The 448-nt window shown below is 54.9% G+C and carries 1 protein-coding gene; it reads left to right on the top strand.

The window, feature by feature from the left end:
• Positions 1–448, top strand: a 448-nt coding sequence (locus DEO48_RS22940) for a DUF932 domain-containing protein (protein WP_146198321.1), incomplete at both ends; no start/stop codon positions are given.

The raw sequence follows: 448 nt of genomic DNA, 5'->3' as shown, positions 1-448 counted from the left end.
CAGCGTCTTCAGTGAAGACAAACACACATCACGCTCAGACCGTTACAGCTATATACCGACTATTACCCTGCTGGAGAACCTGCAGCGTGAAGGTTTCGAACCCTTCTTCGCCTGCCAGTCGCGCGTTCGCGATCCTGAACGTCGGGAACACACCAAACACCTGCTCCGATTACGTCGCGCTGGTCAGATAAACGGCCAGCATGTGCCTGAAATCATTATTTTAAACAGCCACGATGGGGCGTCGAGTTTTCAGCTATTGCCGGGCATTTTCCGCAGCGTGTGCACGAATTCGCTCGTCTGTGGACAGTCCTTTGGAGAAATCAGAGTTCCGCACCGTGGCGATATCGTCGGGAAGGTGATTGAGGGCGCTTACGAAGTACTCGGCGTCTTTGACCGTGTGGAAGAGAAGCGCGAGGCCATGCAGTCGTTACGTCTGCCAGCACCCGCG

Source organism: Enterobacter sp. CGMCC 5087 (assembly GCF_003144775.1).
Lineage (GTDB): Bacteria > Pseudomonadota > Gammaproteobacteria > Enterobacterales > Enterobacteriaceae > Enterobacter > Enterobacter cloacae_M.
Note: the sequence above shows the minus strand (reverse complement) of the source record. Positions and strands in the feature narration are given on the sequence as shown.